At 37.5% G+C, this 19,501-nt stretch carries 17 protein-coding genes; 9 read left to right on the forward strand and 8 right to left on the reverse strand.

The annotated features are described in order from the left end of the window. The first annotated feature begins 11 nt into the window (after window positions 1-11). The 3 genes from AQPE_RS23310 to AQPE_RS23320 all read left to right on the forward strand — a co-directional run bounded on the left by AQPE_RS23310 (window position 12) and on the right by AQPE_RS23320 (window position 1,441). Window positions 12-521, forward strand: coding sequence for a flavodoxin (locus AQPE_RS23310; RefSeq protein ID WP_318348881.1), 510 nt, complete (start codon window positions 12-14; stop codon window positions 519-521). A 175-nt stretch (window positions 522-696) separates the two neighbouring features. Then, window positions 697-1,173 carry a methylglyoxal synthase gene (locus AQPE_RS23315; RefSeq protein WP_318348882.1) on the forward strand — a complete coding sequence of 159 codons (477 nt, stop codon included), beginning with the start codon at window positions 697-699 and terminating at the stop codon, window positions 1,171-1,173. Between the two features lie 88 nt (window positions 1,174-1,261). Continuing rightward, entirely contained in the window at window positions 1,262-1,441 is a 180-nt protein-coding gene (locus tag AQPE_RS23320; RefSeq protein WP_318348883.1) for a hypothetical protein, read from the forward strand. 593 nt (window positions 1,442-2,034) lie between these two features. Here the strand turns inward: AQPE_RS23320 and AQPE_RS23325 are convergent. Together AQPE_RS23325 and gyrA are read right to left on the reverse strand one after the other, a co-directional pair. Further along, a complete protein-coding gene (locus AQPE_RS23325; RefSeq protein ID WP_318348884.1) occupies window positions 2,035-3,216 on the reverse strand; it encodes a tetratricopeptide repeat protein in 1,182 nt (393 codons plus the stop codon). 57 nt (window positions 3,217-3,273) lie between these two features. Then, window positions 3,274-5,793: a DNA gyrase subunit A gene (gene gyrA / locus AQPE_RS23330; protein ID WP_318348885.1), complete on the reverse strand. Its 2,520-nt coding sequence runs from the start codon at window positions 5,791-5,793 to the stop codon at window positions 3,274-3,276. Between the two features lie 274 nt (window positions 5,794-6,067). Between gyrA and AQPE_RS23335 the strand changes: the two genes are divergently transcribed. Then, window positions 6,068-8,596, forward strand: coding sequence for an ATP-dependent Clp protease ATP-binding subunit (locus AQPE_RS23335; RefSeq protein ID WP_318348886.1), 2,529 nt, complete (start codon window positions 6,068-6,070; stop codon window positions 8,594-8,596). 27 nt (window positions 8,597-8,623) lie between these two features. Here the strand turns inward: AQPE_RS23335 and AQPE_RS23340 are convergent, their stop codons facing one another. The 4 genes from AQPE_RS23340 to fabG form a co-directional block, all read right to left on the reverse strand. Then, on the reverse strand, window positions 8,624-8,836 hold the full coding sequence (locus AQPE_RS23340; RefSeq protein WP_318348887.1) for a hypothetical protein: 213 nt from the start codon (window positions 8,834-8,836) through the stop codon (window positions 8,624-8,626). Further along, window positions 8,815-10,314, reverse strand: coding sequence for an IS1634 family transposase (locus AQPE_RS23345; RefSeq protein ID WP_318347493.1), 1,500 nt, complete (start codon window positions 10,312-10,314; stop codon window positions 8,815-8,817). The genes AQPE_RS23340 and AQPE_RS23345 overlap by 22 nt, the downstream gene beginning before the upstream one ends. 203 nt (window positions 10,315-10,517) lie before the next feature. Next, a complete protein-coding gene (locus tag AQPE_RS23350; protein ID WP_318348888.1) occupies window positions 10,518-12,422 on the reverse strand; it encodes a SpoIIE family protein phosphatase in 1,905 nt (634 codons plus the stop codon). A gap of 164 nt (window positions 12,423-12,586) precedes the next feature. Continuing rightward, window positions 12,587-13,333 (reverse strand): 3-oxoacyl-[acyl-carrier-protein] reductase, encoded by a 747-nt coding sequence (gene fabG, locus AQPE_RS23355; RefSeq protein WP_318348889.1) that lies wholly within the window; start codon window positions 13,331-13,333, stop codon window positions 12,587-12,589. Between the two features lie 230 nt (window positions 13,334-13,563). Between fabG and AQPE_RS23360 the strand changes: the two genes are divergently transcribed. Beyond that, a complete protein-coding gene (locus AQPE_RS23360; protein ID WP_318348890.1) occupies window positions 13,564-14,376 on the forward strand; it encodes a DUF4422 domain-containing protein in 813 nt (270 codons plus the stop codon). 57 nt (window positions 14,377-14,433) lie between these two features. Then, complete coding sequence (gene mnmE / locus AQPE_RS23365; RefSeq protein ID WP_318348891.1) at window positions 14,434-15,828, forward strand: tRNA uridine-5-carboxymethylaminomethyl(34) synthesis GTPase MnmE; 1,395 nt, start codon at window positions 14,434-14,436, stop codon at window positions 15,826-15,828. A gap of 94 nt (window positions 15,829-15,922) precedes the next feature. Here mnmE and AQPE_RS23370 read toward each other — a convergent pair whose 3' ends face one another. Then, window positions 15,923-16,864, reverse strand: coding sequence for a UDP-glucuronic acid decarboxylase family protein (locus AQPE_RS23370; protein ID WP_318348892.1), 942 nt, complete (start codon window positions 16,862-16,864; stop codon window positions 15,923-15,925). A gap of 5 nt (window positions 16,865-16,869) precedes the next feature. Next, window positions 16,870-18,204, reverse strand: coding sequence for a UDP-glucose dehydrogenase family protein (locus AQPE_RS23375; RefSeq protein WP_318348893.1), 1,335 nt, complete (start codon window positions 18,202-18,204; stop codon window positions 16,870-16,872). Window positions 18,205-18,518: 314 nt separating this feature from the next. Between AQPE_RS23375 and AQPE_RS23380 the strand changes: the two genes are divergently transcribed. From AQPE_RS23380 to AQPE_RS23390, 3 genes are read left to right on the forward strand one after another with little or no spacing between them, the layout of a single operon-like run. After that, window positions 18,519-18,845 carry an ArsR/SmtB family transcription factor gene (locus AQPE_RS23380; RefSeq protein WP_318348894.1) on the forward strand — a complete coding sequence of 109 codons (327 nt, stop codon included), beginning with the start codon at window positions 18,519-18,521 and terminating at the stop codon, window positions 18,843-18,845. A 14-nt stretch (window positions 18,846-18,859) separates the two neighbouring features. After that, the gene (locus AQPE_RS23385) at window positions 18,860-19,093 is read left to right on the forward strand and encodes a thioredoxin family protein (RefSeq protein WP_318348895.1); all 234 of its coding nucleotides are present in this window, start codon (window positions 18,860-18,862) and stop codon (window positions 19,091-19,093) included. A gap of 9 nt (window positions 19,094-19,102) precedes the next feature. Beyond that, the gene (locus tag AQPE_RS23390) at window positions 19,103-19,501 is read left to right on the forward strand and encodes a nitrophenyl compound nitroreductase subunit ArsF family protein (protein ID WP_318348896.1); all 399 of its coding nucleotides are present in this window, start codon (window positions 19,103-19,105) and stop codon (window positions 19,499-19,501) included.

Below are 19,501 nucleotides of genomic sequence, written 5' to 3' on the forward strand. Positions count from 1 at the left end.
ACATATCAATCATGAATAAAACAGGCATATTCTATAGTTTTAATTCAACAAAAACGGCCAAAGCTGCCGAAAAAATAATAGAAGCTTTTGGTTCGGATTTTAACATTGTAAAGGTTAATGCGGAAGAATTAACAGAAGAGTTATTCCTTTCATTTACTAATCTGATTCTTGGAGTTCCTACCTGGTTTGATGGAGAATTGCCAAACTACTGGGACGAGTTTGTCCCTGCTTTGGAAGATTTAAATCTAAAAGGTAAAATAATTGCAATTTATGGCCTTGGAAATCAGGTTGAGTACCCTGAAAATTTTGGTGATGCCGTTGGAATTATGGGCGAATTGGTTCAGGAAAGAGGAGCTAAACTCATTGGTTTTACATCAGCTGAAGGTTACAAATATGAATCTTCAAGAGCTTTAGTTGAAGATCAGTTTATGGGATTGGTTCTGGATCAGGAAACTCAGCCCCGTCAATCAAAGGAACGAATTGAAAAATGGGTTGCTGACCTGAAACCGCAGTTTAGTTGATAAACATTATTTAATTTTAGCGTAAGGGCATGATAATTAAAATCATGCCCTTATTTTTTAGTATATAATATAGAGCAATCAATTGAATCGGGAGCTTACAGGTTAAGGTATGCTCAAATAAGTTTATATTTGTATTAGACCGTTTTTCGGGTATAAATAATTTAAGCAAATTGAAATGAAAAAGAAAAAAGTTATAGCAATAGTTGCTCATGATAATCGTAAAAAAGATATGATTGAATGGGTATCCTGGAATTGGAAAGAGTTTGTGCACCATAGCCTTATATGTACCGGCACAACCGGAAGTTTAGTCGAAGCTACACTTATTGAAAAATGTAAGGAAAACGATGTTGTTCCACCAGATATTGTTCGTTTAAAATCAGGTCCTCTTGGAGGTGACCAGCAATTAGGAGCCTTAATTTGCGAAGAAAAGGTTGATATGCTTATATTCTTTTGGGATCCAATGCAACCTCAGCCTCACGATGTAGATGTTAAGGCTTTACTCCGAATTTCGACACTTTATAATATTCCAACTGCAACAAACCGTTCAACTGCCGATTTTATCATTTCATCGAAGCTTTTCCATCAGGAATATGATCCAATTCTGAAAGATTACAGCACATACATCAAAAGAGATGTTGATTTCAACCAATAAATTAACTGTTTTTTAATGGAATAGTAAGCTCATTTAGTTGTGTATAGCAATTTGACTTCATAGCTTTGGTTAAACAAACAATATAGCCATGAAGGAAGACAGATTGAAAAAGATGATCAAAACAATGTATCTTCTTCGTGAAGTCTTAAGACAGAAACAAGAAGATGACCATGCTTTTAGATTTAAACCAAAATCTAATGTTCTTACAGAAGTTGACGACATTATCGACCAAAGTCTTGAGGAGTTTTATTCTCTGAGGGTTAGCTAGAATTGACTTACTTTTTAACGATGATATTCCTAAATTTCATAGGAGTATCATCGTTTTCATTTTATATTTTCTGAATCAATATCATCTGCAAAGTAGTCGACTTAATTAATTAACAAATGTAAACATAGATAATCAATTAAATACTAGACAGTTAGAATACATCAAATTTATAAAAATTACAAATGTAATGTTATTGAATTTGAGTATTTTCTGAAGTTTTGAAGTTTTTGATAGTGAGAATTTGGGTCTTCGAGAATTAAGTAATTACCAAGTGCAATCAAAATTATTTAGGTACAAAACAAATTCAAAGAAATTCCTTTTAAAATCAAATTTTGCTGGTAGCGTAACCTTAAAACTTTACTATGTAGAATTTGATGAATTCTAATTCGTATTCTGTAGAATTATTCTGAATTATTAGATTTCAATATTTCTTACCAAGTGTGAATCGGATAGAAAGCAGGCTCAGCATTTTGACTTAATTATGATAATATAAATCAATAATAAAAATCTATATTTTTGTCTTAGAATTAATATTATGTTATTTATATACAACTAAAAAGAAGGAGCAAAAAGCTCCTTCTTTAAAATATCGATTATTGAATGCTTTTCATCTTTTCGATAATCTCAGCATGTTTATCTAACATTTTTAAGCGATAATATAAAGTCTTTAATGACTCTAAAGTAAACTTATCGGTAGGATTAATTTCATGAGCTTTTTCCATGTATGGAATTGCTTTCTTGAATTCAACATCAGCCTTATCTTTTTCTACTTCATATTTTTCGGGTTGATTGCTCGGAACAAGATTTGCAACATCAACTTGTTTTACTCCTTTATTGTAATACAGAGCTCCCAAATTATAATATGCATCAAAATAGTCTTCCTTATATTCAATTGCTTTCAGATAACTAGCTGCTGCTTCTTCAGGTTTCTGAAGTTTGTCATACAGTGTACCTTGAGCAAAGAAATACGAAGCATTTTTAGGATCTTGTGCAATAGCGATGTCTAAATACTTCATCGCAGCATCAATTTTATTGGCATTCAAATAAACATTGATCACTTCAACTAAAAGAATTCCGTTATCTGAATATTCTTTTAACCCATCTTGCAACACCTGTAATGCACCAACTGTATCTTTTTTCTGGAAATAGCTGTTGGCTATCAACGAATAAGTTTTGGCACCATTGTATTTATACTTAGCTGCTTCTTTGTAATATTCAATAGCCTTGTCATATTTCTGCGCATTGTATGCGGCTAATCCGGCATTGAAAATAATCACAGTATCCACAGCATTTGGATCATCAGCTTTGTAAACAGGTAACTGCTCAATAGCCATGATCTGTTCAAAAGATTTCATTGCTTTTTCATAAGTTTCTTCATTAAAAGCAGCAACTGCCTGATTTGTAAGGTCACCAATCAAAAGAGTAAGTTTAATTTTTACGCTCTTTGAAAAACGATCTTTGTCGTCAAGTTGTAAGGCTTTCATATAAGAATCATAAGCCACAGTCAACGGATCTGCACTAAGCTTTTTGTAATTTTCATCTTTCGATTGGAATACAGCTTGGTAGATTTCGCCACGTACTTCCCATGTTCTGGGCCATGTTACAGAGCTCTCTGTTTTAGGGTTACTAGCATCAATAGTTTCTTCTATTGCTTCAACTGCCTTGTCGAGCTTACCAGATTCTTTATAACTTAATGCACTGGTTACTTTGCCTTTCTGAGCGAACGCGCATGAAACGGCAAAAAGTAAAACAAATAAAATTGTCGTTCTCTTCATTGTGATAAAAAGTTTGTTGTTACGCTATAATATTTAATTAAAAGTTTAAAAAATTTATTATTCTTCGGGTTGAGATTCATTTTCTTCAGATAATTCAATGCTTTCATCCAAAATTTCAGAAGCTTCGTCTGGATCTTCTGATGTTGGAACAATCGTAATTGAAGCTATTTGATCACCTTCTTTAAGATTTATCAAACGTACTCCCTGTGCTGTTCTTCCCAAGATCCTAAGTGCTGAAATTGACATTCTGATTGTTAGTCCTGATTGAGTAATAATCATCAGATCATTGGAATCGTCAACACTTTTAATTGAAATTACCTGACCTGTTTTTTCAGTAACATTAATGGTTTTAACACCTTTTCCGCCACGATTAGTCAATCGGTAATCACCAATTTTAGAGCGTTTTCCATAGCCATTTTCAGAAACAACTAAAATGTCGGCATTTTCGTTTTCAACACAAACCATGCCAACTACTTCATCCTTATCATGTCCAAGGGTTATTCCACGCACGCCTGAAGCTGTTCTACCTATTGGACGAACGCTACCATCTTCAAAGCGAACAGCTTTTCCTGAACGAACAGCCATCATGATGTGATGACTTCCATTGGTCATTCTTGCTTCAAAAAGCTGATCATCTTCTCGGATTGTAATTGCATTTACTCCATTTTGTCTTGGGCGCGAATAAGCCTCAAGAGAAGTTTTCTTAATGATACCTTTCTTTGTACAAAGAATAATAAAGTTGTTGTTAATATACTCAGGATCAGTAAGATTGTTTACATTAATATAGGCCAAAATCTTATCATCCTGTTCAATATTAATTACATTCTGAATAGCCCGACCTTTTGAAGTCTTCGTCCCTTCCGGGATTTCATAAACCTTCAACCAAAAGCATTTACCTTTTTCTGAAAACAGAAGTAAAGTATTGTGCATTGAAGCATTGAACATATGTTCAAGGAAATCGGAATCTCTTGTAGTACTTCCCTTTGAACCTTTGCCTCCTCTACCCTGAGTTTTGAAATCGGTTAATGGCGTCCGCTTAAGGTATCCCAAATGAGAAATAGTAATAACCATTTCTTCATCGGCATAAAAATCCTCTGGGTTGAACTCTTCAGCGTTAGGAACAATCTCCGTTTTACGTCCGTCACCATATTTTTCTTTGATTTCAATAAGCTCATTTTTGATTATTTCCATGCGCAAATTGATATCAGCTAATACACTCTTCAGATATTCAATCTGTTTCAGAATTTCCTCGTATTCAGCATGCAATTTATCTTGCTCCAGTCCGGTCAACTGACGTAAACGCATTTCAACAATCGCCCTGGATTGAATGTCAGATAAAGTAAACCGTTCCATCAGGTTCATTCTGGCTTCATCCGGATTTTTTGCAGCGCGGATAATTGCAATAACTTCTTCAATATTATCGCTGGCAATGATAAGTCCTTCCAGGATGTGGGCGCGTTTTTCGGCCTGATCCAATTCAAATTGTGTTCTGCGGACGACTACATCATGCCGATGCTCAACAAAATAATGAATTAATTCTTTCAGGTTAAGCAGTTTAGGCCTTCCGTGAACCAAGGCAATATTATTTACACTGAAACTATTCTGAAGTTGTGTAAATTTGTATAGCTTATTCAAAACAACATTCGAAATCTCATCTCGCTTGATATCAAAAACGATACGCATACCTTCGCGGTCTGATTCATCGTTTACATTCGAGATTCCCTCAATCTTCTTATCGTTGATTAACTCCGCAGTCTTCATTATGAGTTCTGCTTTGTTTACCATGTAAGGGATTTCAGTAATTACAATCTTTTCACGACCGTTCGGCGTTACTTCAATGTGTGCTTTTCCTCTGATAACGATGCGGCCTCTTCCGGTTTCATAAGCTTCCTGAACCCCTCTGTACCCATAAATGATACCTCCGGTTGGAAAATCAGGCGCTTTGATTATTGGAATCAAATCCTGAATGTCAATTTCCGGATTATTAATGTAAGCAACGATCGCATCGATGGTATCCGATAAATTGTGGGGAGGCATGTTTGTTGCCATTCCAACAGCAATTCCTGATGCTCCGTTAACCAATAATTGTGGAATTCGGGTTGGTAATACTGTTGGTTCTTTCAACGATTCGTCAAAATTAGGTTGATAGTCCACCGTATTTTTCTCCAAATCGGCAAGTGTTTCTTCCGCTATTTTCGATAATCTGGCTTCAGTATAACGCATTGCTGCAGGGCTATCACCATCGACTGATCCAAAGTTACCCTGGCCGTCAACCAACGTATAACGTAACGACCAATCCTGAGCCATACGAACCAATGTTCCGTATATGGACGAGTCTCCATGCGGGTGATACTTACCCATTACTTCCCCAACAATCCTGGCTGATTTTTTATAGGGTTTATTAGAAAAGTTTCCCAATTCACTCATTCCAAATAAAACGCGACGATGTACAGGCTTTAAACCATCTCTTACATCCGGAAGTGCTCTTGAAACAATAACTGACATCGAATAATCGATGTAAGCTGACTTCATTTGCTCTTCAATATTAATCTTGATAATTTTTTCGCCTTCAGACATTTACTCCTCCTCTAAATGATTTTTGCTTTAAAATTTTTGATTGACAAAAATACAAAAATACTTTATGAATCAAGCGATTATTGTGCTTTTCGTGGGTAAAATGTAAATAAGATTTTAACAATGTAATGTTCGTAAAATCAACAATTTAAAAGTAATGCCTGACTTTTATTGTGTATTTTTGAATAAAGAAAATGAGATTGAGTATGACAGTACCAACTTTTAGGAATACTTTTTGTTATTTTGGATGCGTAACTTTATTAATGTGACGAAGCATATGGATTCACAATTTTCACCACGAATTAAAGATGTTCTTTCATACAGCCGGGAGGAAGCTATCCGCCTGGGGAATGAGAGCATTGGATTAGAACATATTTTCCTCGGAATCCTTAGAGATGGAGAAGGCGTAGCTATTGAGATTCTCTCTAACCTTAGTGTCAATTTGTCCGAAATAAAACAATCGATCGAAGAAAAACTAAGAACTGGCAAGGATATCGACTCACAGGCCTCTGTGCAATTATTAAAATCAGCTGAAAAAGCTTTGAAGCTTGTTTATTTGGAAGCACGTGCTTTCAACAGTCCCACTATAAATACGGGTCATCTTCTCCTCGCCTTAATTAAGGATAAGGATAGCATGATCAGTAATATTCTGAGCGAGTACCACATCAATTATTATATTTTGAAATCAAGATTGGAAGATTATAAGAATCCGGAAGCAAAATCGGACTTCGATGATGAAGATTCAGATGATGATAGTTTCTCCAAATCAGCTGGAGGAGCTGCATCATCATCATCTGCCAAAAAGCCTGTAAACCCAAAATCAGACACACCTGTGCTTGATAATTTTGGCGTTGATATTACCAAAGCCGCTGAAGAAAATAATCTGGATCCGATTGTTGGAAGGGAACGTGAAATTGAGCGATTAGCTCAAATATTATCGCGAAGAAAGAAAAACAATCCAATTCTGATTGGTGAACCTGGTGTCGGTAAATCGGCTATTGCTGAAGGACTTGCTTTGCGGATTGTTCAGAAAAAAGTATCAAGAATTCTCTTTGATAAAAGGGTTGTCAGTTTGGATATCGCTTCAATTGTTGCAGGCACCAAATATCGGGGACAATTCGAAGAACGTATGAAGGCTATTCTGAACGAGTTATCGAAAGTCAGCAATGTTATTTTGTTTATCGACGAAATTCATACCATCGTTGGTGCCGGAGGTGCAACAGGTTCGCTTGATGCTGCCAACATGCTAAAACCAGCTTTGGCACGTGGCGAAATTCAGTGTATTGGAGCCACTACCCTCGACGAATACCGCCAGCAGATTGAAAAAGATGGCGCTTTGGAAAGAAGATTTCAGAAAATAATGGTTGAGCCAACTTCTGTTGATGAGACAATTGAAATTCTGAATAATATAAAATCGAGGTATGAAGATCATCACAATGTAATTTTTACGCCAGAAGCGATTGAAGCCTGCGTAAAATTAACAGCCAGGTATATTCCCGACCGTTTTTTACCGGATAAAGCAATTGATGCCCTCGACGAATCAGGTTCGCGCGTACATATTTCAAACATCAATGTTCCGGATCGAATCGTAAAACTGGAAGAGAAGATAGAGAAAACAAAAGAGGAAAAGATCAAAGCTGTAAAAAGTCAGAACTTTGAACTAGCTGCCAATCACCGCGATAAAGAAAAAAGCCTGTTACAGTTGCTTGAGCAGGAAAAAGAAGAGTGGGAAAAAGAACTGATCAGCCATCGAGAAACGGTAACCGAAGAAAAGGTTGCTGAAGTGGTTGCCATGATGTCGGGAGTACCTGTTCAGCGCATTGCGCAGGCTGAAGGAAAACGATTGATGGATATGGGCAAACAGATTAAGGGAAGCGTGGTTGGACAGGACGAAGCAATTGTTAAGATTGTAAAGGCCATACAACGAAACCGTGCAGGACTTAAAGACCCCAATAAACCAATTGGCTCATTTGTTTTTCTTGGACCTACTGGTGTTGGTAAAACACAATTAGCTAAAGTTTTAGCTAAATACTTATTCGACAGCATCGATTCTTTGATTAGAGTTGACATGAGCGAATACATGGAGAAATTTTCTGTTTCCAGATTGGTTGGTGCGCCTCCGGGGTATGTTGGTTACGAAGAAGGTGGACAGTTGACTGAAAAAGTCAGGAGAAAACCCTATTGTGTCGTACTTTTAGATGAAATTGAAAAAGCCCATCCCGATGTTTTCCATTTATTACTTCAGGTTTTAGACGAAGGAAGGTTAACTGACAGCTTGGGGCGTAGTATCGATTTCAAAAACACGATAATTATCATGACCTCAAATATTGGCTCACGTCAATTATCGGAGTTCGGTCGTGGAGTTGGCTTCACCACACAAAATAAGAGTGTTGATGATGGAGAAAATTCGAAATACATCGTTGAAAAGGCATTAAAGAAAGCATTTGCCCCTGAATTTCTGAATCGTATTGATGATGTGATCATGTTTAACCCATTAACGAAAGAACATATTCACGAAATTATTGATATTGAATTAAAGGGTTTGTATGAACGTGTTAACTCGCTGAATTACAAATTAAAAATTTCAACTGCAGCCAAAGACTTTATAGCTGACAAAGGATACGACGCTCAATTTGGAGCAAGGCCATTGAAGCGGGCAATACAAAAATATCTGGAAGATGAAATGGCTGAAGTGATTATTAGAGCTTCAGTTGTTGAAGGAGATACTATTTCTGTAGGTTTCGACAAGAAGACTGAAAAGATAAAAATCAAGATTTTATCTACACTTCAAAAAAAAATAAAATAGAAATTCCAATAAAACAGAAGACCAGGTTTAAGCCTGGTCTTCTGTTTTATTGAGGTACTTTAAAGCTAAAAGCGAAATATCATCAGCTTGATTAGACTGTCCTTCAAATATCAGAATGCTTTTTACTAATCTTTCAACAGCCTCTTCAGCGGTTAAATCAGTCAGGTTCTGAATGTTATTTTCCAATCGATGAGTTCCGTAATCCTGACTTGTGACATTTAGTGCGGTAGCAGATTCCATTTGGTAATAAGGTTTGCAAGTTGGCTATTCATGATTTCCTTTGTGGGGGATCGGAAGACAAATGTTTGTTTGGTCAATCGGTCTTGAATATGGGTTTCTGTTATGTTCCAGACAAGGAACCGGATTTCCCTCAATGATAATTTGGTGATTATTTCCAGGTATTTTTCTGCTATCAGAGCGACAAAACAAATCAGTACGTGAGCCTTGATCGCTTCTTGTTTTTGATGGTATATTGGGCGGGTTTGCAAATCAAACTTACTCATGCGGAACGATTGTTCAATGTGCCAGAGCTGGTGGTAACGGTCTATGACCATTTGGTTGGACAGTTGTTGTTCGGGCAAGTTGGTGCAATACCCCTTAATTCCAAGCAACAGCCTCCTTTTTTCTATCAATGTCGTGTTGAGTTCTATTTTTTCTTTAGTAACCTTCCTGACAAATTGAGCCTTCACTTTCAGTGACTGCTTTGCCACCAGCTCTTCGGCTTTTTGAACAAGCTTGTTTAGCTCGTTCAATTCCTTTTTATACCGTTTGAGTGAAAAATCGCACACCAAATAACCGTATCGCGATGGAAAGCGGGCTATGGCACCGTGTTTCCCGTTCAATGTTGCATGGATTTGTTTTACCAATCCAAGTTCCGCATTGGCCAGCCGTGCACCAACAATGTACGATAGTTTCTTTTCCCTGAGTTCGGCAAGCCTTTCTTCATCCAGCATTGCGGCATCGGCTACAATAATTGGCCGTGTCTGCGGGTGGGCTGAGGTAAACGTTTCCACAACCGGGAGCATTGTCTTTCCTTCGAATGTGTTGCCTGCAAAAACCTGATACGACAGTGGAAACCCTGTTTGTGTTACCAGCAGCCCGATGACAATTTGGGGTTGCTGTGACTTGTTGTCCTTTGAGAACCCTTGTATTTTAAACTCATCGGCCTTAAACGACTCGAAATACAATGTGGTAACATCGTACAGCACAAAATAGAAAGGTTCATTGAACTTCTGTTGTGCCACCCTGTAAGCACATTGCTCAATATCTGCCTTGTATGCTGACAACTTTGGAATATTGCGGTAAATCCGTTGAGAATATTTAATGCCGAAGTAATATCCCAGCAGTTCAACAGAGCGGAGTTTTGAAGCAGGCTCGATAAGGCGCATAATGGCCAGATCAAGCAACAGGCGGGGAAGATGGGATAAACCGCATTCATCGAAACAGCCCATGAAGAACCGAAAAGCAAAGTGGTGCGTCACCCCAATGCATTCGCCCCTGTCTACAACTAAAAGTTTTTGTTTTTGGGCAGGGAACAACGATAACTGGGCGGTTTGTTCATCGATCCATTCCAATGCCCTTTGCCTCAAAACAGCCTCTTCTATCTGGTCTTTGGCGCTACCAATATGTTTGCCTACAATCGATCTGTGACCAACATACCTGACAACCTGAACCGCAACAGATCCCGACTTAGTTTTGACTTTTCGTACTGAATACATACCGCAAAATTAGGCGTTAGTGCGGTGAAATCAATAAATATTAATTGCTAAATTGTTAATAATGTGGAATTTAAAAATTGATCTCTGTGGAAAAATCAAAAGTGTCACAAGTCAGGAAGAAGACTGAAAAGATAAAAATCAAGATTTTATCTACACTTCAAAAAAAAATAAAATAGAAATTCCAATAAAACAGAAGACCAGGTTTAAGCCTGGTCTTCTGTTTTATTGAGGTACTTTAAAGCTAAAAGCGAAATATCATCAGCTTGATTAGACTGTCCTTCAAATATCAGAATGCTTTTTACTAATCTTTCAACAGCCTCTTCTGCGGTTAAATCAGTCAGGTTCTGAATGTTATTTTCCAATCGATGAGTTCCGTAATGTTTCTTGTTAGAATCTCTTGAATCAATTACCCCATCAGTATATAAAATCAACAAATCATTCATCCTAAGTTCGATACTACTGCTTTTATATTTTTTATCCTTATATATTCCAAGAGGTAAACCATGACTCTTTGATAACGTTTGTAAAGTACCATCAGCATGTAGTATGTATGGGAAATTATGTGCTGCATTGCAGTAATCCAATAATCCTGAACGAATATCAAGTATTCCGAGAAAAAGGGTAACAAAATATTGATTCGAATTTCGGTCACTCAATTCGTTATTGACACGCCTGACAATATCTTTAGATGATAATATTTTAGCATGAGTTTTTATGAGTGTGCTGGTAATAGCCATAAAAAGCGAGGCTGGAATTCCTTTTCCGGAGACATCACCAATCGCCACTAACAAATGATTTTTATCGATGAAAAAATAATCGTACAAATCTCCACCGATAGTTTCAGCTGGCTTTAGCATGGCGTAAAGATCTATCTCTGGATATTCCAGAAATGTTGGTTTTCCGGAAGGAACAATATTTAATTGTATCTCTTGAGCTGATTTTAAATCTTTTTCAAATTTGATTTTATCACTAGCCGTTTTCTTTTGATCCTTTATTAGCAATCCATACTTTTCCTGCCAATCTTCCAAACTATTTACAAGCATCATAATTTCATTCTTCGATTCTTGTTCTCTATCCGCAGAAGAGGTAAACAGTTGAATTGCATGCGTAATTCGAACCAGTGGACCGAGCATCTTCTTGAATACGATAATATTAATCAGAAATAAAAGAAGAATTCCAAAAACTGAAACTACAATAATTTTTAGAAATATTTCGTGAAGTTCTTTAAACAGTTCCTGCTCAGGAATTACAATAATTACACTCCAGCCTGAATTGGTGATGGGGGCATGGTAAAACCAGGCAGCCTGATTATTCAGATATTCAGAAATGCCAAAACCAGCTCCACTCCTGCCCTGTTTGATTTCCGATTCGATTTCTTGACTATTAGCTTTAAAAATAGTCGAAGTTTTTTCAAAAATATTATGCTGAAGAATCCAGTCAGAGCGCGGATGTGAGATGTAATTACCCAATTGGTCCACCATAAAAATATAACCTTTCTCTCCTATTCGAATTTTGGAGAGCATTTGCTTCATCGCATTTAACGAAATCCCGCATGAAACAACCCCGGCAATCTGATTGCTTTCAGGATAATATATTGGCAATTTGTATGAAACAAATAAATGTGAAGAATCCGTTTTGGAATATGATGGGCTAGTCCAAACTCCTTGGCTTAATTTTGTATTTCCAGATTTCAGATCGCGAATAAATTGATCAGTAGCTAAACTATCAGGATTACAGCTATCCTGACCTTCCTTGCTTGAAAAAAAACTCAAAAGATGTTTTGTGCTCTTTTCAATTAACTGAACATGAATACATTCAATAATACTATTAGATTTGAGAACCTGCCGAAGAAAAAGATCCAGATCGTTATTCCTATAATAATATAAAGCCTGGGCTGATACGTTTCGTGCAATCTCTTCGGTTCCTACAGAAACTCTGGAAATCCTTGAAATGACCATATTACTCTGATTAACAGCGCCATCTTCAATTTTCTTTACCAACACCTCCTTACTTAAGTGATAATTGATGTATACTATAGATGCGATAATAACAATCGCAATGGTAGTTATCTGTGAATTTAAAAGATAGGAGATTCCTCGCTGCTTCATTTTATCCGGAATTTAGCTTACCTAATATAGTAAAAAGTTAGTTGAATGCAGTCGGGCAAAGAACTAAAAAAGGTTAAAGATGAAACTTTCTATTCCTGAAGGACAACAAAAAAGGCCGATACAAATGTAACCGGCCTTAATTATATCGAATTTGTCTCGTTTTTCTACGTATTCATTGCACCACAAACGTTGATGACTTGTCCACTAACATATGACGAAAGGTCGGATGCAAGGAACAGTGCTACTTTAGCAACCTCTTCAGGTGTGCCACCTCGTTTCATAGGAATGTTTGCTTCCCATTGTTTACGTGCATCTTCAGGAATTTTAGCTGTCATTTCGGTAATAATAAAACCCGGAGCAATTGCATTCGACCGAATTCCACGCGACCCTAATTCTTTAGCGATAGATTTGGTAAAACCAATAATTCCTGCCTTTGAAGCCGAATAGTTTGATTGACCAGCATTTCCACTGACACCTACTACCGAGCTCATGTTAACTATTGAGCCAGATTTTTGTTTCAGCATAATTTTTTGTGCGGCTTTTGTGAAATTAAAAACTGATTTCAGGTTCACATTAATCACAGCATCCCATTGATCTTCAGTCATACGCATTAGCAAGGTATCTTTCGTAATACCAGCATTATTCACCAATGCATCAATCGCGCCAAAATCGGCTACAATTTCGTTCACCACCCGATCAGTATCTTCAAAATTAGCTGCATTCGATGCATATCCTTTGGCTTTTACACCAAGAGCTACCAATTCAGCTTCTGTGTTTTTCATGTTTTCGTCTTCAAAAAGATCGGTGAAGGCGATGTTGCAACCTTCTTCAGCAAATTTGATGGCAATTGCTTTTCCAATGCCTCTGGATGCGCCAGTAATTATGGCCGTTTTTCCTTCAAGAAGTTTCATGTTAAAGTATTTGATTTATGAATTTTCGAATTACCCGCAAAAGTAACAAAATATGCTGAATTGATAATTTTAAGCCTCTTTTATCAACTATTTCAGGTCTAATCACCTGAAATGAAATGGAACTTTTAACCGGTATTTTCGAAATCTCAACCGGCAATTATTTATAAAAATTAAAGTGCTATTTTTGGCTGAATATAAAATTACCTCCGCACAACTATTTAAATTGTACAATGTCAGGTCATTCAAGCATTAAGGTTTATGTTTTTTATTACAAAAATGGTTCGATCCTACAAATCGATCCAATCTATCAGCCAATAATGGCCGGAAACGCAAGACACGAAGAAAAGTCTGCTATTACCGGTGATGACTCGGGCGAAAATATTTCAATAAAAAACCCTTATTACAGCGAACTTACCGGTATTTACTGGGCCTGGAAAAACACAAAACAAGATGTAACCGGAAGTTGTCACTACCGTCGTTTTTTCACTACTCAACCAGAACCATTTCTTTACAAACTGAAACGGCTTCTTTATTTTCCGGCAGGACTATACAAAAAACGATATGGACTGATTTATACTGAAAATACAAATCTTTTTGTTCCAAAAATCCTCAACAAACAGGAGTTAAACGATTTACTGAACCAATACGACGCCATCCTGCCACAAGCCCGAAAACTGAAATATACCGTTGAAACTCACTATCGTCGCTATCACGACATCAACGATTTGAGACTGCTTGAAACGATACTGATAGAAAAACATCCGGAATATCTGGATGCCTTTCATGAAGTACTCCTGGGTAATAGATTATATGCCAACAACATGTTTATTCTGAAAGATGAACATTTTCAGGAATTTATGGAGTGGTGGTTTGATTTGCTGTTCGAATTTGAACGAAGAATCGACCTGAATAATTATACTGATTATCAGAAACGAATTCTGGGCTTTATGGCCGAACGTTTGCTTACGGTTTGGTTTAAGAAAAAGCAATTGAATTGTATTGAGTTGCCTGTTATCTATTTCAAGAAATTCAAGTTTGAATAACAAACGATAGCTAATCCCTTCAAATAGTGTATTTTTGTGGCTTTAAATTTTTGATTCATGCTCGATCAGTTAACCATTTGCGCCATAGCTACTTCTCCCGGAATGGGAGCCATTGCAACCATACGTCTTTCAGGAGAAAAAGCTCTTAAAATTGCCGATTCGGTTTTTCAGTCACCCAAATCGAAAAAAAAACTAGCCGATCAAAAACCAAACACGTTGCATTTTGGTAGCGTAACCGACGAAAATGAGTTGATTGATGAAGTTGTCGTTTCTATATTCCGGACGCCACATTCGTTTACAGGCGAAGATGTGGTCGAAATAACATGCCACGGTTCTGTATATATCCAACAACGAATTCTCCAACTATTGATTAGCAAAGGTGCCAGAATGGCTCTACCAGGTGAATTTACCCAACGGGCATTTTTGAATGGGAAAATGGATCTTTCGCAAGCAGAAGCAGTTGCCGATTTGATTGCATCGACCAACCGGGCAGCGCAAAAAGTGGCCATCAACCAAATGCGGGGCGGATTTTCTTCTGAATTATCGAAACTTCGGGGCGAGTTGTTGCATTTCATTGCAATGATTGAATTGGAGCTTGATTTCAGCGAAGAAGATGTTGAATTTGCTGACCGCACACAACTTAAAAATCTGGTTTCACGAATTGAAGAAATACTCAGAAAGCTTAAAAATTCGTTTCAATTGGGGAATGTAATTAAAAATGGGATTCCGGTTGCCATTGTTGGTGAAACCAATGTAGGTAAGTCTACCCTACTCAATGCTTTACTGAACGAAGAAAAAGCGATTGTATCAGATATTCATGGAACCACACGCGATGTAATTGAAGATGTGGTCAATATTCACGGTACTGCTTTCCGCTTTTTCGATACGGCCGGAATCCGCGAAACGACAGACGAAATTGAAACATTGGGCATTGAACGTAGCTACAGTAAACTCGATTTGGCAACGATTGTAATTTTAGTTGTTGACACCTTAAATGCGATTGAAATCATTACAGAGCGTGTCACTAAAATCAGGAGCAGAATTAATGACCAGCATTTAATTATCGCTGCTAACAAGAGCGATATCGGATTGCCCGAAACCATTGCTGCTCTTAAAAGTCTAAATCTGCTTTCGAATGAAAAACTGGTTTTTATTGCCGCTAAACAGAAAAGGAACCTCGATGAATTGATTCAGGAAATGCAACATGCCGTTTCGCTTGATTCGATTAGCGAAGATGCTGTTATAGTAACCAACCTGCGTCACTTCGAAGCACTATCAAAAGCGCTTGAATCCATTGAGCGTGTGCAGATTGGGCTCGACAACCTAATCTCCGGAGATTTTTTGGCACAGGACATCCGCGAATGCTTGTATTATCTTGGTGAAATCACCGGTGAGATATCGAATGATGAGATATTGGGGCACATTTTTAAGAATTTCTGCATCGGCAAATAGCCAAGCAATTGTTGTGAATACTGATATTTTCAGCGACGCGCCTTATGGCAGAATTATTACAATCCTGATCGATTTTCGAGTATATTCGTCATAATTATTCTGACAATAACTGGTCAAAATATTCAATCGTTTTTGTTAATCCTTCACGCAATGAAACTTTAGGTTCCCAACCATCAAGTTTTTCCCTGGCTAACGAAATATCGGGTTGTCGTTGAGTTGGATCATCCGAAGGTAACGGCAAAAATACCAATTTTGATTTTGATCCGGTAAGTTCGATAATATTTTGAGCCAGTTCCAACATTGTAAATTCGCCTGGGTTGCCAATATTTACCGGTCCGGTAAAATCATCACCAGTTGACATCATCCGGATCATTCCTTCAACCAAATCAGAAACATACTGAAAACTACGGGTCTGATTACCGTCTCCAAAAATAGTAATATCCTGATTTTGTAGAGCCTGAACAATGAAGTTGGAAACTACACGCCCATCATCTGGTTCCATCTTAGGTCCATAAGTATTGAAAATTCGGATTATTTTAATCCGAACATTATTTTGAGCATGATAATTAACAAACAACGATTCGGCGCAACGTTTACCTTCATCATAACACGACCTGATTCCAATTGGGTTGACATGCCCCCAATAGTCTTCGGTTTGCGGATGGATGACGGGATCGCCATAAACCTCGCTGGTTGATGCCTGTAATATTTTGGCCCTGATTCGTTTAGCCAAACCAAGCATATTTACGGCCCCCATCACAGAGGTTTTAATTGTTTTTATGGGGTTGTACTGGTAATGAACCGGAGATGCGGGGCATGCCAGATTATAAATCTGATCAACCTCAATAAAATAAGGCATTGTAACATCGTGCCTGATAAGTTCAAAATAAGGATTATCGAGCAAATGAACGATTTTTTGTTTTTTACCTGTAAAGTAATTATCCATACAAACCACTTCATTCCCCTCATTCAGTAATCTTTCGCAAAGGTGCGACCCCACAAAACCTGCACCACCGGTTACTAATATTCGTTTCATATGGCTTATTTTGAAATGACTACCGATTTCCGTCCAATACTGTAATAATTAAATTTAATTTCCTGCATTTCTTCGGGTTCGTATATGTTACGGCCATCAAAGATCGTTTTCGATTTGAGTAGTTTTTCAATCACTCTAAAGTTTGGCATTCTGAATTCAGGCCATTCAGTAACAATAATCAGTGCATCAACATCTATACAAGCATCGTATTCATCTTTAGCATATACAATGGAATCTCCTAAAATACGGTGAGCCTCTTCCTGTGCAACTGGATCGAAAGCTACGATTGAGGCTCCTTCCTGAAGTAATTTTTCAATGATTACTAGTGATGGTGCTTCGCGCATATCGTCAGTCTTTGGCTTAAATGCCAGACCCCACATTCCGAATTTGAGACCTTCTAGGTTTACACCGAAATGAGATTTTATTTTTTTTATCAGAACTTCTTTTTGACGATAGTTTACTGCTTCTACAGCTTTCAGAATATCCAATGAATGGCCATAATCATCGGCGGTACGAACTAATGCCTGAACATCTTTCGGAAAGCACGAACCGCCATATCCGGTTCCAGGATAAATGAACTTATTCCCAATCCGGGCGTCAGATCCGATTCCCTTGCGCACCTGGCTGACATCGGCTCCAACAAGTTCGCAGAGGTTAGCGATGTCGTTCATAAAGCTGATTTTTGTAGCCAGCATAGAGTTTGCAGCATATTTGGTCATTTCTGATGACGAGATATCCATAAACAAAATGGGATGGCCATTTAACAGGAATGCCTTGTATAATTTGCGCATGGTTTTTTCGGCTTCCGGCGATTCAATTCCCACCACAATCCGATCTGGCTTTAGGAAGTCATCAACAGCACTCCCCTCTTTCAGAAATTCAGGATTAGATGCAACATCAAAAGGTATATTTTCACCACGTTTGGCAAGTTCATCCAAAATAGCAGCCTTGACTTTCATCGACGTTCCGACAGGAACAGTACTTTTGGTAACGATAACCATATAATGGTTCATGTGTCGACCAATTTCACGGGCAACACCCAGTACATATTTCAAATCGGCACTTCCATCTTCATCAGGAGGGGTACCAACCGCTATAAATACAGCTTCCGAATCGGCCAAACTATCTTTCAAATTTGTTGTAAAAGAAAGACGCCCCTTTTCAACGTTATATTTAAAGATATCTTCCAATCCAGGTTCATAAATCGGAATTTGACCATTATTAAGCATATTAATCTTTCGTTCATCAACATCTACGCAGACTACATCAATCCCAGTTTGCGAAAAACATGTGCCTGAAACTAATCCGACATAACCTGTACCAACAACTGATATCTTCATGGGAAATGGGTTAAAAATTTGGTGTTTAAAAATCGATCAGTTACTTTATCATATCAAATGTAATAAATCTTAAGACTTTTAAGCAATGAGAAATGTTGATCCTCTTACTTTACACATAAAATTTTTATCTGCCTTTGAGTGGTTTTTAATTTCGTCGTCTCAAAGTTGCTAATTTAAAGTTACATGGGTTTCATTTTTATGACTTGAGACTCTAAACCTAGTATTAACACAAAAATCAAATATTCTTTCTTGAAATAATTGCTCATTTGATAGATTAAGCTTTACTTTGTTCGTCATTTTACGAACTACGAACAATGCAGAAAGAAATAATTACAGAAGATCAGCAAAAAGCGGCCCGCTATGCCAAAGCAATGGGACACCCCATCCGGATGTATGTACTTGAATTGCTTTCAAAACAATCATGTTGCTACAGTGGCGATCTGACAGAAGATCTTCCGATCGTAAAATCAACCCTTTCGCAACACCTGAAAGAATTGAAAGATGCCGGACTTATTCAGGGTGAAATTGAAGCCCCACGAGTTAAGTATTGCCTGAACCGTGAAAACTGGAAAGAAGCACAGGATTTATTCCGGAAATTTCTGAAAATGGACAGTGAAGAACCAATACCGAAATGTCAATAAAAACAAATAAAATCATGGAAATCAAAATCTTAGGCACTGGATGCCCCAAATGCAAAACACTTGAAAAATTGACCCGCGATGTTGTAGAACAAAATGGCATTGATGCTTCGGTCACCAAGGTGGAAGATATTGTGGAAATCATGAAATACGGTGTCATGACCACTCCTGCCCTTGTTGTAAACGGAAAGGTAGAAATCAAAGGTCGTGTGCCTTCTTCTGACGAAATCAAGCAAGTTTTAACCCGATAAACATTCAGCATGAAAAAAATTATTTTTTTATGTATTGTACTGATGACCGTGTTTTTTTGCAATGCTCAAACAGCAAAAAAGGAAACAGCAACATCCGAAAATCAGGTAGAAGCCTATTATTTTCATAACACTGCGCGCTGTACAACATGTAAAACAGTTGAAGCTGAAGCAAAAGCTGATTTGGAAAGCCTTTATGGTAATCAGGTTACTTTTAAAGCTTTAAATCTGGAAGATGACGCGACCAAACCGATTGCCGAAAAATTGCAAGTTTCTGGACAAACGCTGTTGATTGTGAAAGGTGATCAGAAAATAAACCTAACCAACGAAGGTTTTTTGTATGCCGTAACCAAACCAGCAAAATTAAAATCAATCATCAAAGCAAAAGTTGACCCACTGTTCGCTTTATAA

The organism is Aquipluma nitroreducens (assembly GCF_009689585.1).
Lineage (GTDB): Bacteria > Bacteroidota > Bacteroidia > Bacteroidales > Prolixibacteraceae > Aquipluma > Aquipluma nitroreducens.